Origin of the sequence: Rathayibacter sp. AY1A4, assembly GCF_002930955.1 — a bacterium.
Taxonomy (GTDB): domain Bacteria; phylum Actinomycetota; class Actinomycetes; order Actinomycetales; family Microbacteriaceae; genus Rathayibacter.
Map to the genome: position 1 here is coordinate 71,297 of NZ_PSTN01000009.1, position 14,480 is coordinate 85,776.

Sequence of the window (14,480 nt, forward strand, 5' to 3'; positions counted from 1 at the left end):
TGCGGTTCGTCGAGGGAGACCGCTGCCCGAGGGTCCCTCGACGGGTCGCGGTTCCCTCGGCGGAGGGGCGCGTCAGCCGGCCAGCACCTTTCGGATCCGCTGCAGCGACACGCTCTCGGCGGTGCCGAGCGACTGCGCGAAGAAGCTCACCCGCAGCTCCTCGATCATCCAGCGGGCGCGCGCGATCCGCTCCGGGGCGTGCGCGGGCAGCGGCACGACGCCGCCTGCCGAGCGGTAGAGCTCCTGGGCCGCCTGCACCTCGTTCAGCCAGACGCGGTCGCGCCCGACGTTCTCGGCGATCTTGCCGAAGCGCTCGGTGATCCCGCCGAGGTAGCGCGGGAGATGCCGCAGTCGCTCCACTCCGGTCGCCGAGACGAAGCCCGGGTAGACCAGGCCCGAGAGCTGCTCCCGCGCATCCGCGAGAGCGGGCAGGAGAGCCATGCTCGTCGAGGCCTTGAGCGCCTTCTCGACGCCCCGGGCGGTGGTGAGGATCGTCGTGACCGTCTTCACGGTCTCGAACATCGCGTCCATGACGCTCGCGGAGACCCGGTCGCGCACGGCGTCGAACTCGGCGCGGAGGAAGAGCATCCCGTCGGGCTTCATTCGCCAGAGGACCGCGTCGACGCAGGCGAGCAGGCAGTCGGTGAAGAGCGCGGTCGTGTTCTGGTACGGGCTCTGCGCGAGCACGAGCTTCTCGTTCGAGGTGAGGTGCTGCTGCACGTAGGCGACGGGGCTCGGCGTCGCGAGCAGGAGGAGGCGGCGGACGCCTCTCGGGTGCTCGCGCGCCTGGTCCTCGGCCGTGGCCAGCAGGCGGATCGAGACCGAGTCGCCGTCGTCGATCAGGGCGGGGTAGGCGCGGATGGTGTTCCCGCCCTGCCGGGTGTCGGTGACGCGGGGCAGCTCCGGCATGTCCCAGGTCTTCAGGCCCCGGCGCTCGAGCGCGTCGGGGACCCGGGCCTCGACCACGCGGGCGACCTCGTCGCGGACCCGGCCGCGCAGGCGCTCGGCCAGCGGGGCGAGCTCCTTGCCGGCGGCGACCGTGCGCCCCCGCTCGTCGGCGACGGCGAAGGTGACCCGCAGGTGCGAGGGGATGCGCTCGAGGTCGAAGTCCTCGGGCTGCACCACCACGCCGGCCTCGCGGCGGATCGCTCCGGCCAGGGTCGCCGCGAACGACTCCGTCGGCGGGTTCGGCACGTCGTGCGGCAGGGACGCGGTGAGCTTGCGCGCCCAGTCGTTCGCGGGCACCACGTTCCGGCGCAGGTGCTTGGGCAGCGCCTTGATCATCGCGGTGACCAGCTCGGCCCGGAGTCCCGGCACCAGCCAGTCGAAGCCGAGGGGCGTCACGCGGGGCAGGAGCGCGAGCGGCACGTGCACCGTCACTCCGTCCTCCTCCGTCCCCGGCTCGAACCGGTACGAGAGGCGGAAGCGCTGGTCGGCCTGGCGCCACTGCGTGGGGAACGCGGTCTCGTCGATCTGCTCCGCGTCCTCGGGGAGGAGCGTCTCCTGCGTCATCGTCAGCAGGTCGGGCCCGTCGTGCTGGGTCGTCCGCCACCAGGAGTCGAACGAGCGCACCGAGGTGATGTCGCGCGGGAGTCGGCGGTCGTAGAAGTCGAACACGGCCTCGTCGTCGACGAGCAGGTCGCGGCGGCGCGTGCGCTCCTCCAGCCGCTCGAGCTCGGCCCGCAGGGCCCGGTTCTTGCGGTCGAAGGCGTGGCGCGACTCCCACTCGCCCTCGACGAGGGCGTGCCGGATGAACAGCTCGCGGGCGTACGAGGCGTCGATCCGCGAGAACTGGACGCGGCGGCGGGCGATGATCGGCACGCCGTAGAGCGTGACCTTCTCGTAGGCGACGGCCGCGCCCTGCGACTTCTCCCAGTGCGGCTCGCTGAACTGCCGCTTCACGAGGTCGCCCGCGATCGCCTCGGCCCAGGCCGGATCGATCGCGGCGTTCGAGCGGGCGAAGAGGCGGCTGGTCTCGACCAGCTCGGCGCTCATCACCGCGTCGGGGAGCTTCTTGGCCAGGGCGCTGCCGGGGAAGATCGAGAACTTCGCGTTGCGGGCGCCGATGTACTGCACGTTCTGGCGCTCGCGGCTCTTCGCCGCGCGCTGCGCCTGCTGCGAGGTGGTGTCCTTGATGCCCAGGTGCGAGAGCAGGCCGGCCAGGAGGCTCCGGTGGATCCCGTCGGGGTCGACCTTCGGCTCGCCCAGCTCGAGCTTGAGGGGGCGCGCGAGCTGGCGCAGCTGGCGGAACACGTCCTGCCACTCGCGCACGCGCAGGTAGTTGAGGTACTCGGCCTTGCACAGGCGCCGGAAGGCGCTCGAGGAGAGCTCCTCCTGCTTCTCCTCCACGTAGTTCCAGAGGTTCAGCAGGGTGAGGAAGTCGCTGGTGGGATCGACGAACCGCGCGTGCTGCTGGTCGGCCTGCGCCCGGCGCTCGAGCGGGCGCTCGCGGACGTCCTGGATCGTGAGGCCCGCGACGATCGCCATCACCTCGCGGCTGACGCCGTGGCGGCGCGACTCGATCACCATCCGGCCGAAGCGCGGATCGATGGGGAGCCGCGCGAGGTCGCGCCCGATGCGCGTGAGCTGCGGCGCGGCCTCCGCCCCCTTGCGCGGGATGCCGCTCGAGTGCGCGCTCGGCGGCGTGCCGCGCGCCGGAGCGGCATCCCGTGGAGCAGCGGAGGCGGCGGAGGGGGAGCCGGGGACGCGGAGGGCGCCGAGCTCCGTGAGCAGGTCGAGGCCGTCCTTGATGCCGCGGGAGTCGGGCGGAGTGAGGAACGGGAACGAGGCGATGTCGCCCAGTCCGAGCGAGATCATCTGCAGGATGACCGCGGCCAGGCCCGTGCGCAGGATCTCGGGATCGGTGTACTCGGGGCGGCGGAGGTAGTCCTCCTCGGAGTAGAGGCGGATCGCGATGCCCGCGCTGGTGCGGCCCGAGCGGCCGGAGCGCTGGTTCGCGGAGGCCTGCGACACCGCCTCGATCGGCAGCCGCTGCACCTTCGAGCGCGCGCTGTAGCGCGAGATGCGGGCCGTGCCGCCGTCGATCACGTAGCGGATCCCGGGGACGGTGAGACTCGTCTCCGCCACGTTGGTCGCGAGCACGACGCGGCGGCGGACGCCGGGGGTGCGCCCCTTCTCGAAGACGCGGTGCTGATCGGCCGCCGACAGGCGCCCGTAGAGGGGGAGCACCTCGGTGCCCGGCAGGTTCCGGCCCCGGATGGCGTCCTCGGCGTCGCGGATCTCGTTCTCGCCCGAGAGGAACACCAGGACGTCGCCCGGATCCTCGCGCGCCAGCTCGGCCAGGGCGTCGGCGATGCCGGTCATCAGGTCGCGGCTGCCGCTCGTCGCGTCGGGGACGTCGGTGTCGTCGTCCTCCTCCGGCTCCTCGGCGACCAGCGGGCGGTAGCGGATCTCGACCGGGTAGGTGCGGCCGGAGACCTCGATGATCGGCGCGGGCTCGCCGGCGGCGTCGGCGAAGTGGGCCGCGAAGCTCTGCGGGTCGATCGTCGCCGAGGTGATGATCACCTTCAGGTCGGGGCGCTGCGGCAGCAGACGGTGCAGGTAGCCCAGGAGGAAGTCGATGTTGAGGCTGCGCTCGTGCGCCTCGTCGATGATGATCGTGTCGTACCGGCTGAGCATCCGGTCGTGGTTCATCTCGTTGAGCAGGATGCCGTCGGTCATCAGCTTGATCCGCGTCGAGGCGGACGCCTTGTCGGTGAACCGGACCTGGTAGCCGACCAGCCCGCCGACCTCGTCGTCGAGCTCCTCCGCGATGCGCTCGGCGATGGTGCGCGCGGCGATGCGCCGGGGCTGCGTGTGCGCGATGCTCTCGCGGCCGAGCTCCAGGCAGATCTTCGGCAGCTGGGTCGTCTTGCCCGATCCGGTCGCGCCGGCGACGATGACCACCTGGTGGTCGCGGATCGCGGCGGCGATGTCCTCGCGCCGCGCCGACACGGGGAGTTCGGGCGGGTAGCGGATGCTGAGCACGTCTGACATGAGCCCTCCATCCTACGCCGCGTGCGACAATGCCCTGTCTCGTGAAACATCGCGGGCCACCCTGCCCGGTCGGGCGCTCCGGCGCCGGTCGACCGCGGCGCACGATCCCGTGGAGCACCCCGATGAATCCGCAGTCCCTGCTGGTCGTGCTGAACATCGTGCTGCTGCTCTTCGCGATCCGGGGCGTGCTGTCGAACCCGAGGCTCTCGAAGGTCGCGAAGGTCTCCTGGGTGGCGTTCATCGTGATCGCGCCGTTCATCGGCAGCCTCGCCTACCTGGCGGTGGGCCGTCGCGGCGGGAGCGGCGGAGGCGGCACGGTCGTGCGCGGCACGGAGCGGCCGTCGGGCTGGTTCTTCGAGCGCTGAGCGGCCGGGCGGGCCGGCGGCGGGGGAGACCCGCGGACGTCGGCGCTCCGCGGACCTCCTGACCCTCCGTCCCGCGGCAACCCCCTGACCGGCGGCTCCGCCCGCGTCTAGCGTGGGGCGCATGGCCGATCGTCTGCGCTCCAGTGTCAGCCCCTACCTCCGCTCGCACGCGGACAATCCGGTCGACTGGTTCCCCTGGGGCGAGGAGGCGTTCGCCGAGGCGGTGCGCCGCGACGTCCCGGTGATGGTGTCGATCGGCTACTCCACCTGCCACTGGTGCCACGTGATGGCGCGGGAGTCGTTCTCGGATCCGGTGCTCGCCGCGCGGCTGAACGCGGACTTCGTCGCGGTGAAGGTCGACCGCGAGGAGCACCCGGACGTCGACACGGCCTACCTGACGGCCGCGAGCGCGTTCACCCGGCAGCTCGGCTGGCCGCTGACGGCCTTCGCCACCCCCGCCGGCGAGACCTTCTTCGCCGGCACCTACTTCCCGCCGCGCGCCGTCGGCGGCGTGCCCGCCTTCTCCGACGTCCTCGACGCGGTCTCGGAGGCGTGGCGGCTGCGGCGCGACGAGGTGCAGGCGACGGCGGGGGGCCTGGCCGCGGCTCTGCGCGAGGCGACCGCGGCGCTGCCCGCCGATTCCGCGCTGCCCGGCGACGCCGAGCTCGACGGCGCCGTCCGCGCACTCGCGGACGAGGAGGACCGGGTGCACGGCGGCTTCGGCGGCGCCCCGAAGTTCCCGGTGGCTCCCGTGCTCGAGTTCCTGGCCTCGCGGCCCTCGGGAGCGGCGCTCGCCGAGCGCACGCTGCTCGCGCTGGCCGCGTCCCCGCTCCGCGACCGCGACGGGGGCTTCTTCCGCTACGCGACGCAGGCCGACTGGAGCGATCCGCACTACGAGCGGATGCTGTACGACAACGCGCAGCTGCTCGACGTCGCTGCCGTCCTGCTCGGGCACGACGGCGCCCGGGTGGAGGAGCTGACCGGGATCGCGGAGGGCGTCGCCGCGTTCCTCCTGACCACTCTCGAGCGGCCGGGCGGCGGCTTCGCATCGGCGCAGGACTCGGAGAGCATCGTCGACGGTCAGCGCTCGGAGGGCGGCTACTACCTCGCCGAGGACCGGTCCCGCCTCGCGCCTCCCGCTCTCGACGAGAAGGTCGTCACCGGCTGGAACGGCCTGGCGATCCGCGCGCTCGCCCGCGCCGGACGCGTGCTCGGACGGGAGGAGTGGATCGACGCCGCCCGGCGCGCGGCGGACGCGGTGCTGCAGCGGCACCTCGTCGACGGCCGCGTCGCGGTGCGCGCCTCCCTCGACGGTGCCGTCTCCGCGGCCCGCCCGGCGCTGGAGGACCTCGGGATGCTGGCCGGCGGGCTCCTCGAGCTCGCCCTGGCGGAGGGCCGCCCGCGCTACGCGGTCGCGGCGCGCACCCTGATCGACGGCGCGCTCGACGCGGCCGACGGCCCGCTGCCGTTCGCGCTGCCCGGGGGAGGGGACCCGGCGCTGACCGCGCGGGGACTCCTGCTCGCGGCCGATCCCTCCGAGGGCGCCTACCCCTCCGGCCTGTCGGCGACGGCGGACGCGGCGCACGAGCTGTACCTGCTCACCGGATCGCAGCGCTACCGGGAGGCGGCCGAGGCGGTCGTCGCTTCGATCGCTCCGGGCGCGGTCCGCCAGCCGATGGGCTTCGGCGCCGTGCTCGGGCTCGCTTCGCGGCTGGCTCGCCCGGTGCGGCAGCTGGTCGTCGTGGGCCCCGGAGCGGCGGAGGCGGTGCAGGGCGCGCGGTCCGCCGGGATCGGCGTGCTGGTCGGCGTGTCCGACGAGGGCGCCCGGGACTGGGCGGACGCGGGCTTCGAGCTGTTCGAGGGGCGGATCTCGCGGGAGGGGCTGCCGACCGCCTACTCCTGCGAGGCCTTCGTCTGCGCCCTGCCGACGACCCGCCTCCCGGAGGAGCTGCTCACGCGGCCGTGACCGTCAGCGGCGCCGCGGGGTCGGCGGCCCACTCGTTGAGCGAGCCGTCGTAGACGACCGCCGTGTGGACTCCGAGCACCGCCAGTGCGAGTGCATCGGCCGTCGCGGCGATCCCGCCCCCGCAGTAGAGGACGATCCGCTCGGCCTGGAGAGCGTCTCCGAACAGCGACCGCAGCCGCTCCGGCGGCAGGAGCGTGTTGTCGGCCCGGTCGACGAGCCGCCCGGCGGGGACGCTCCGCGAGCCAGGCAGGTGTCCGAGGCGGGGGCGGCGCCCCTCCTCCCCGGTGAACTCCTTCGGCGGGACCGCGCAGACCAGCGCCCCGGGAGCCTCGCCGCGCACGACGCTCTCGACGCCGGCCTTGTCGATCCAGAGCGGCCGCTCCTCGCGCACGCTGATGCCTCCGCTCACGGCGGGCTCGACGTGCCCCGTCTCGATCGGGCGCTCCTCCCGCCGCCAGGCCGGGAGCCCGCCGTCGAGCACCGCGACGGCGTCGTGCCCGGCCGAGCGCAGCAGCCACCACACGCGCGAGGCCCACTGGCCGACCGCGGAGTCGTACACGACGACCACCGAGTCGTCGTCGATGCCGAGCGCGGCGGTCGCGGCGGCGAAGCGCTCCGGGTCGAGCCGGGTGAAGGGCAGGGGAGCCGCCGGATCCGACAGCTGCTCGAGCAGGTCGCCGAACACGGCGCCGGGGACATGCCCCTCGAGGAGGTACTGCTTGTCGCCGCTGAGGTAGCCGGGCCGCCCGTCGAAGCCGGGCACGAGCAGCACGCTGGCGTCGACGACGACGAGGTGCTCGCGGCCGAGCTGGTCGGCGAGCCACTGGGTCGAGACGATCGGCCGGGCGAGGTACGGGGCGGAGGAGGTGCTCACCCGCCCCACGCTAGGCGCGACCGCCGACAGGTGCGCCCCCGTGCGTCACGCACGGTCACGGACGCCACGGGCGCTCAGCACTCGATGACGTTGACCGCGAGGCCGCCCTCGCTCGTCTCCTTGTACTTCGACGACATGTCGATGCCGGTCTGGCGCATCGTCTCGATGACCGCGTCGAGCGAGACGCGGTGGTCGCCGTCGCCGTGCAGCGCGAGGCGGGCCGCGCTCACCGCGGTGGAGGAGGCGATCGCGTTCCGCTCGATGCAGGGGATCTGCACGAGCCCTCCGACCGGGTCGCAGGTCAGTCCGAGGTGGTGCTCCATCGCGATCTCGGCCGCGTTCTCGACCTGGCGCGGACTGCCGCCGAGCACCGCGCAGAGCGCTCCGGCAGCCATCGCGCAGGCCGAGCCGACCTCGCCCTGGCAGCCCGCCTCCGCACCGGAGATCGAGGCGTTCGTCTTGCAGAGCGAGCCGATCGCGGTGGCGGTGAGGAGGAAGCGGCGTAGCCCCGCGCGGTCGGCGCCCGGGACGAAGCGGAGGTAGTAGTGCCCGACGGCGGGGATGATGCCCGCCGCTCCGTTCGTCGGAGCCGTCACGACGCGCCCGCCTGCGGCGTTCTCCTCGTTCACCGCGAGGGCGAAGGCGTGGAGCCACTCCACCGAGGTCGCGCGGGCGCGGTCGAGCGGATCCTCCTCGAAGGCCTCGAGCCGCTCGCGGAGCACCGAGGCCCGGCGGCGGACGCCCAGGCCGCCCGGCAGCACGCCGTCGGTCGCCAGGCCGTGCTCGACGCAGGCGGCCATGGCGTCCCAGATCGCGTCGAGGCGGGCGTCGATGTCGACCCCGGGGTGCAGAGCGCGCTCGTTCGCGGCGGCGATCTCGGCGATGCCGGAGCGGGTCCGATCGCAGGTCGCCAGCAGGTCGAGCCCGGAGACGAAGGGGTAGGGGTGCGGGGCCAGCGCAGCCAGCTCGGCACGCTCGCCCGCGCGCCGGATGAAGCCGCCGCCGATCGAGTAGTAGGTCTCCTCCCACACCGGCAGCGCGTCGTCGCCGACCCAGACGCTGAAGGTGAGGGCGTTCGGGTGCTCCGGCAGCCTCGTGCGCGGCTCGAAGACGACGTCGTCGCGCGTCATCGCGAGGCGCTGCTCGCCGGCCAGCAGGATCATCCCCTCCGCGTCGAGGCGCTGCCATGCCCCGCGCACCAGCGCCGGGTCGCACGTCTCGGGGTCCAGGCCGGCGAGGCCGGCGACCACCGCGTCGGGGGTGCCGTGGCCGATCCCGGTGGAGCCGAGCGAGCCGTAGAGGGTGCAGCCCACCCGGCTCACGCGGCCGAGGAGCCCGGCGTCGCGTATCCGCTCGGCGAGGGCGAGGGCGGCGCGCATCGGTCCGACGGTGTGCGAGCTGGACGGGCCGATCCCGACGCTGAACAGGTCGAGGACGGAGACGTAGGCGCTCATCCACCGAGACTACGCCGGGGCCGGCGGTGTGCGCCGCCCGAGCCGCGCCCGCGTCGAGGAGCCACGGAGATCCGGAGTCGACGAGGGTCTGCGGTGGATCAGCGCAGCGTCTTGCGCGCCGAGATCTGGCCGGTGTCGAAGCCGAGCAGGTGCAGGCCGCCGTGGAAGCGGGCGTGCTCGACCTTGATGCAGCGGTCCATCACGACGGACAGGCCCTTCGACTCGCCGTACTCGGCCGCCTCCTGGTTCCAGATCCCCAGCTGCACCCAGACCGTGGGCGCGCCGACGGCGAGGACGTCGTCGATCACGGCGGGGATGTCGCTCGCCTTGCGGAACACGTCGACGATGTCGGGCACGACCGGGAGCTCGGCGAGACTGCGGTAGACCGGCTGCCCCAGGATCTCGGTGGCGTTCGGGTTCACGAAGTAGAGCTCGTAGTCGCTCGACTGCTGCAGGTAGGTGGCGACGAAGTAGGAGGAGCGGGCCGGGTTCGGCGAGGCGCCGACGATCGCCACGGTCTTCGCGCGGCGGAGGATGTCGAGTCGCCTGCGGGCGTCGGGGCCCACCCAGGTGCGCTGCGAGCGCAGCATCTTCGCCAGCGGCGAGTTCGCCGGGACCGAGCAGCTCAGCCCGTTGGACAGCTGGACGACCGTGTCGGCGGTGTCGGTGGTGCTCATGCTCAGACCTCCACGGCCGGGGTGTGCAGGGTGGTGGTCGTGTCCTCGGGGAGCTCGGTCGGAGCGTCGGGGGTGCCGTGCTCCTCGACCGCGCGGGCGAGCGCCTGGTCGAGATCGTAGATGATGTCGTCCGCGTCCTCGATGCCGACGGAGAGGCGGACGAGTCCGGGGAGGACGCCCGCGTGGAGGAGCTGGTCCTCGGTGAGCTGGGCGTGGGTGGTCGAGGCGGGGTGGATCACCAGCGTCTTCGCGTCGCCGATGTTGGCGAGGTGGCTGGCGAGGTCGACCGATTCGATGAAGGTCTGGCCGACGGCGCGGCCGCCCTTGACCACGAAGCTGAAGACCGAGCCCGGTCCCTTCGGCAGGTACTTCTGCGCGCGGTCGTGGTGCGGGTGCGCGGGCAGCCCGGCCCAGTAGACCGCCTCGATGCGGGGGTCGGCGTCGAGCCATTCGGCGACGCGGCGCGCGTTGTCGACGTGCGCCTGGATCCGGTACGGCAGCGTCTCGACGCCCTGGGCGAGCAGGAACGCGGAGTGCGGAGCGAGGACCGGCCCGATGTCGCGCAGCTGCTCCGCGCGCAGGCGCGTGAGGAAGCCGTACTCCCCGAAGTTGCCGTCCCACGACAGGTCTCCGTAGGAGGCGACCGGGTCGTGCAGCAGCGGGAACTTCTCGGGGGAGTAGTGGAAGCGCCCCGACTCGACGACGACGCCGCCGAGCGTGGTGCCGTGTCCGCCGAGGAACTTGGTGGCCGAGTGGATGACGATGTCGGCGCCCCACTCGATCGGGCGGACGAGGTAGGGCGTGGCGACCGTGGAGTCGATGATCAGCGGGATGCCGGCGGCGTGCGCGACCGCGGCGAGGCCCTCGATGTCGGCGATCTCGCCGGAGGGGTTCGCGATCGTCTCGGCGTAGAGCACCTTGGTCTTCTCGGTGATCGCCGCCGCGTAGTCGGCCGGGTCGCTCGAGCGGACGAAGGTGGTGTCCACTCCGAAACGGCGGAGCGTGACGTCGAGCTGGGTGATCGATCCGCCGTAGAGGTTGGCGGAGGACACCACGTGGTCGCCCGCGCCGACGAGCGCCGCGAAGGTGATGAACTGCGCCGAGAGCCCGGAGGCCGTGGCGACGGCGCCGAGGCCGCCCTCGAGGCTCGCGACGCGCTCCTCGAAGGAGGCGACCGTGGGGTTCGACAGGCGCGAGTAGACGTTGCCGTACTTCTGCAGCGCGAAGCGGGCCGCGGCGTCGGAGGTGTCGTCGAAGACGAAGGCGCTGGTCTGGTAGATCGGCAGAGCGCGGGCGCCCGTCACCGCGTCGGGGATGTTGCCCGCGTGGATCGCACGCGTCTTGAAGCCGTACTCACGATCTGCCATGCGATCGACGCTAGCGGGAGCCGCCGACACCGCCGCGCCGGAGCGACGCATCGCGTAACAGAGCGTCCCCGCAGTGCAGAGCGACCGTGCGCGACAGAGCGGTCGAGCGGATCGGAGCGCCGATCAGAGCGCCAGCTGCACCGCGGCCAATCCCATCGCCGCGATCGCCGCCCACGACACCAGGGCGACGAGCAGAGCACGCCACCCCGTCGTCACGAGCGCGCGCACCCGGACGGCGCTGCCGAGCGCGAAGAGCGCCGCGGCGAGGAGCCAGGTCTGCGCGGTGTCGGCGGCGGCGAGCAGTCCCTCCGGCAGGGGGAGGAGCGTGCGCAGCAGCACCGCGGCGAGGAACCCGACCACGAACAGCGGCACGATCGCCGGGCGCGTCCCGCCGGTCCCGCCGCCGCGCCTCGTGACCGCCGCCGCCACCGCGACCATCGGCGCCAGCATGACCACGCGGGTCAGCTTCACCACGACCGCCACGGCCAGCGCCGACGCACCCGCCACCTGGGCCGTCGCCACCACCTGGCCCACGTCGTGGACCGAGGCGCCGACCCAGTGCCCGAACTGCACGTCGGAGAGCCCGAGCGGCTGCTGCAGGGCGGGGAGCACCGCGATCGCGAGCGTGCCGCAGAGCGTCACCAGCGCGACCGGCGTCGCCTGCTCCTGCTCCTTCGCCCGGGTCGCTCCGGCCATCGCGCCGATCGCCGAGGCCCCGCAGATCGAGAAGCCCGCCGCGAGCAGCAGCGGCTCCTGCCCGGGCAGCCGGAGCGCCCGGCCCAGCGCCCAGGTCAGGCCGAAGGTGGCCAGGACGATCCCGACGACGACCAGGATCGCGCCCCAGCCCAGCGCAGCGATGTCGATCAGCGAGAGCTTCAGCCCGAGCAGGACGATGCCGGTGCGCATCAGCGAGCGGGACGAGAACTTCAGGCCCGGCGCCAGCGCCCCGCTCAGCAGGGGGCGCGCCGCGGGCAGCTGCGCCACGAGGATCCCGAGCGCGACCGCCGCGGTCAGCATCGGCACTGCCGGCACCGTCGCGTGCAGCAGGGCCGCGATCACCGCCGCGACGGCGCAGGCCGCGACTCCCGGGCCCAGCCGCCGGATCAGACCCACGAGGGCAGCCACATGTGGGCCTGCCAGAAGGTGAAGGAGGTCTGCGCGCCGATCCAGAGCGGCAGGAAGTAGGCCGTCAGCGCCGCCGCCGCCACCGCGAAGACGAGCACCACGAGGACGCCGCGGGTGCGCCGCCTCCGCTCGTCACCCGGACTCCCGATCACCATCCCGGCCGTCAGCGCCAGCGCCAGCATCATGTAGGGCTCGAAGACGACGCAGTAGAACTGGAACACCGTGCGGTCGAGGTACAGCAGCCACGGCAGGTAGCCCGCGACGATCCCCATCAGCACGAAGCCGGCGCGCCACTCCCGGTACCGCGCGAGCCGGTAGAGGAGGTACACCAGCGCCAGGACTCCGGCGTACCAGATGAGCGGATTGGCGACCGAGGTGATCGCCTCGTCGCAGCGTGCGGCGGTGCAGCCGTCGACGCCCGTCGCCTGGTCGACGAAGTACATGCTGGTCGGCCGGAGCATGAGCAGCCAGGTGAGCGGGTTCGCCTCGTAGGGGTGCGAGGCCCGCAGGTTGATCGAGTAGTCGTACATCTGCACGTGGTAGTGCCAGAGGCTCTGCGCCCAGTCCGGCACCCACGCCAGAGCCCCGGTCCAGGCGTTGCCGGGGGCCTCCGACGCCCACTGCCGGGCCCATCCGCCGGAGGTGCGCAGCCAGCCCGTCCAGGTGACGAGGTAGGCGATCAGGGCGATCGGCACGACCAGGAGGAAGGTGACCGGACCCTGCTTGAGGATCGCGCCGCTGCCCCAGAACGGCACGCCCGCGCGGCGCCGCATCAGCGCGTCGACGACCACCGCGTACACGCCGTACGCCGCGAGGAAGTAGACGCCCGTCCACTTCACGCCCGCGGCCAGGCCGAAGAGCACGCCGGCCGCGAGCAGCCAGGGCCGCCACCACAGGACCGGCCCCCAGCTCGGCAGCGCTCCCGCCGCCACCTTCCGCGCCAGCTGCAGCTCGGCCCAGCGCCGGTCCAGCAGCACCGCCGCGACCCCGCAGAGCGCGACGAACATCAGGATCCCGTCCAGGAGCGACACCCGCGACATCACGATCGCGTGGCCGTCGAGCGCGAGCATCAGCCCCGCGAAGGAGGAGAGGAGGGTGGAGCGGAACAGGAGGCGGCCGATCACGATCACCAGCGCGACGGCGAGGATCCCCACGACGGCGGTCGCGACGCGCCAGCCGACGCTGTCGTCCGCGCCGAACACGCCCATCCCGAGCCCGATGATCCACTTGCCCAGCGGCGGATGCACCACGAAGGACGGCGCCCCCGTGAAGGTGTCCACGTCGCCGGCCGCGAAGCCGGGGTCCGGGTTCTCGGGCCAGGCGCCCTCGAACCCGAGGTTCCAGAGGGTCCAGGCGTCCTTCACGTAGAAGGTCTCGTCGAACACGAGCGAGCGCGGGTGGCCGAGGTTCCACAGCCGCAGCACCGCGGCCAGGGCGACCACCAGCAAGGGCAGTCCGAGCTCGTACAGCCGGCGGCGCGCGGGGGAGGCGACGAGCCGGGCGTGCAGGTCGTCGAACCAGGAGCCGCGCGGCACGTCCGGGAGCGGGGTGCGCTCCCGCGGTGCGGACGCCTCGGCGGGCTCCACCGGGACCGAGCGCGCCGATCCCGCCGCGTCCAGGAGCAGGTCGTCGAAGTCGCGCTGCGGTCGGTCCGTCACCCGGCCATGCTAACGGGGCGCCTCCTCCCGGGACGGCGGCGATCCGCGGCGGGAGGCCCCGGACCCGGCCTGGGAGACTGGCGGCATGATCATCCTCGCCGGCACTCCCATCGGAAACCTCGGCGACGCCTCCCGCCGGCTCGTGGAGGCGCTGGGCTCCGCCCGCCACGTCGCCGCCGAGGACACGCGCGTGACCATCCAGCTGATGCGCGCCCTGGGCGTCGAGAACCGGCCCGCCCTCTACGCGCTGCACGACCACAACGAGCGCGAGCGCGCCGCCGAGCTGGTGGAGCTGGCCCGCGAGGAGGACCTGCTCGTGCTGAGCGACGCGGGCATGCCCACGGTCTCGGACCCGGGCTACCACCTGGTCGAGGCGGCGGTGGCGGCCGGAGTCGCGGTCACCGCGCTGCCCGGTCCCTCGGCGGTGCTCATGGCGCTCGCCGTGTCCGGGCTCCCGACGGATCGCTTCAGCTTCGAGGGGTTCCTGCCCCGCCGGCACGGCGAGCGGGTCTCGACCTTCCGGGCGCTCGTCGACGAGCGCCGCACCATGGTCTTCTTCGAGTCCCCGCACCGGATCGGCGACGCGCTCGCCGACCTGGTCGAGGCGATGGGCCCGGAGCGGCGCGTCGTCGTCTGCCGCGAGCTCACCAAGATGTTCGAGGAGGTCCGGCGCGGCACGGCGGCCGAGCTGGCCGAGTGGGCGGCCGACGGCCTGCGCGGCGAGATCTGCCTGGTCGTCGAGGGAGCCCCCGCGAGGGAGGCGTCGCTCGAGGACGCGCTGGCCGACGTGCTGGCCCGCGTCGAGGCCGGATCGCGGCTCAAGGAGGCGTCGGCCGAGGTCGCCGAGATCACCGGGCTCTCGCGCCGCGCGCTCTACGAGGCGGCGCTCGCCTCCCGCCGCGGCTGAGGGCTCCCTCCCCGGCGGCGATCGCGGCCGGTCGTCCACGGCCTCCGTCACACGCCGGGAGCGGTGCCGCGCGGTGAATAGGATGGTCGCC

At 73.5% G+C, this 14,480-nt stretch carries 10 protein-coding genes; 3 read left to right on the plus strand and 7 right to left on the minus strand.

Features of this window, described 5'->3' with window-relative positions; genetic code table 11:
• Positions 1-72 precede the first annotated feature (72 nt).
• Positions 73-3,996, minus strand: a complete 3,924-nt coding sequence (hrpA, locus tag C5B92_RS07485) for an ATP-dependent RNA helicase HrpA (RefSeq protein WP_104350243.1) — start codon at positions 3,994-3,996, stop codon at positions 73-75.
• 122 nt (positions 3,997-4,118) lie between these two features.
• Between hrpA and C5B92_RS07490 the strand changes: the two genes are divergently transcribed.
• Positions 4,119-4,361: a PLDc N-terminal domain-containing protein gene (locus C5B92_RS07490; RefSeq protein WP_160033960.1), complete on the plus strand. Its 243-nt coding sequence runs from the start codon at positions 4,119-4,121 to the stop codon at positions 4,359-4,361.
• Positions 4,362-4,482: 121 nt separating this feature from the next.
• Positions 4,483-6,327, plus strand: a complete 1,845-nt coding sequence (locus C5B92_RS07495) for a thioredoxin domain-containing protein (RefSeq protein WP_104350244.1) — start codon at positions 4,483-4,485, stop codon at positions 6,325-6,327.
• Here C5B92_RS07495 and C5B92_RS07500 read toward each other — a convergent pair.
• The 6 genes from C5B92_RS07500 to C5B92_RS07525 form a co-directional block, all read right to left on the minus strand.
• Positions 6,314-7,201: a sulfurtransferase gene (locus C5B92_RS07500; RefSeq protein ID WP_146079282.1), complete on the minus strand. Its 888-nt coding sequence runs from the start codon at positions 7,199-7,201 to the stop codon at positions 6,314-6,316. The two genes, C5B92_RS07495 and C5B92_RS07500, sit on opposite strands and share 14 nt — an antisense overlap.
• 74 nt (positions 7,202-7,275) lie before the next feature.
• Positions 7,276-8,655, minus strand: a complete 1,380-nt coding sequence (locus C5B92_RS07505; protein WP_104350246.1) for an L-serine ammonia-lyase — start codon at positions 8,653-8,655, stop codon at positions 7,276-7,278.
• A 98-nt stretch (positions 8,656-8,753) separates the two neighbouring features.
• On the minus strand, positions 8,754-9,332 hold the full coding sequence (locus tag C5B92_RS07510; protein ID WP_104274309.1) for a CoA-binding protein: 579 nt from the start codon (positions 9,330-9,332) through the stop codon (positions 8,754-8,756).
• A gap of 2 nt (positions 9,333-9,334) precedes the next feature.
• The gene (locus tag C5B92_RS07515) at positions 9,335-10,699 is read right to left on the minus strand and encodes an O-acetylhomoserine aminocarboxypropyltransferase/cysteine synthase family protein (RefSeq protein ID WP_104226921.1); all 1,365 of its coding nucleotides are present in this window, start codon (positions 10,697-10,699) and stop codon (positions 9,335-9,337) included.
• Between the two features lie 123 nt (positions 10,700-10,822).
• Positions 10,823-11,812 (minus strand): YeiH family protein, encoded by a 990-nt coding sequence (locus tag C5B92_RS07520; RefSeq protein WP_258061304.1) that lies wholly within the window; start codon positions 11,810-11,812, stop codon positions 10,823-10,825.
• Positions 11,803-13,482, minus strand: a complete 1,680-nt coding sequence (locus tag C5B92_RS07525; RefSeq protein WP_258061305.1) for a dolichyl-phosphate-mannose--protein mannosyltransferase — start codon at positions 13,480-13,482, stop codon at positions 11,803-11,805. The genes C5B92_RS07520 and C5B92_RS07525 overlap by 10 nt, the downstream gene beginning before the upstream one ends.
• Positions 13,483-13,567: 85 nt before the next feature.
• Here C5B92_RS07525 and rsmI point away from each other — a divergent pair, with 85 nt between their 5' ends.
• Entirely contained in the window at positions 13,568-14,389 is an 822-nt protein-coding gene (rsmI, locus tag C5B92_RS07530) for a 16S rRNA (cytidine(1402)-2'-O)-methyltransferase (RefSeq protein WP_104226923.1), read from the plus strand.
• Positions 14,390-14,480 lie beyond the last annotated feature (91 nt).

Coding starts and splice junctions, on each gene's coding strand:
- hrpA (WP_104350243.1), bottom strand. CDS start 3,996: ATGTCAGACGTGCTCAGCATCCGCTACCCGCCCGAACTCCCCGTGTCG.
- C5B92_RS07490 (WP_160033960.1), top strand. CDS start 4,119: ATGAATCCGCAGTCCCTGCTGGTCGTGCTGAACATCGTGCTGCTGCTC.
- C5B92_RS07495 (WP_104350244.1), top strand. CDS start 4,483: ATGGCCGATCGTCTGCGCTCCAGTGTCAGCCCCTACCTCCGCTCGCAC.
- C5B92_RS07505 (WP_104350246.1), bottom strand. CDS start 8,655: ATGAGCGCCTACGTCTCCGTCCTCGACCTGTTCAGCGTCGGGATCGGC.
- C5B92_RS07510 (WP_104274309.1), bottom strand. CDS start 9,332: ATGAGCACCACCGACACCGCCGACACGGTCGTCCAGCTGTCCAACGGG.
- C5B92_RS07515 (WP_104226921.1), bottom strand. CDS start 10,699: ATGGCAGATCGTGAGTACGGCTTCAAGACGCGTGCGATCCACGCGGGC.
- rsmI (WP_104226923.1), top strand. CDS start 13,568: ATGATCATCCTCGCCGGCACTCCCATCGGAAACCTCGGCGACGCCTCC.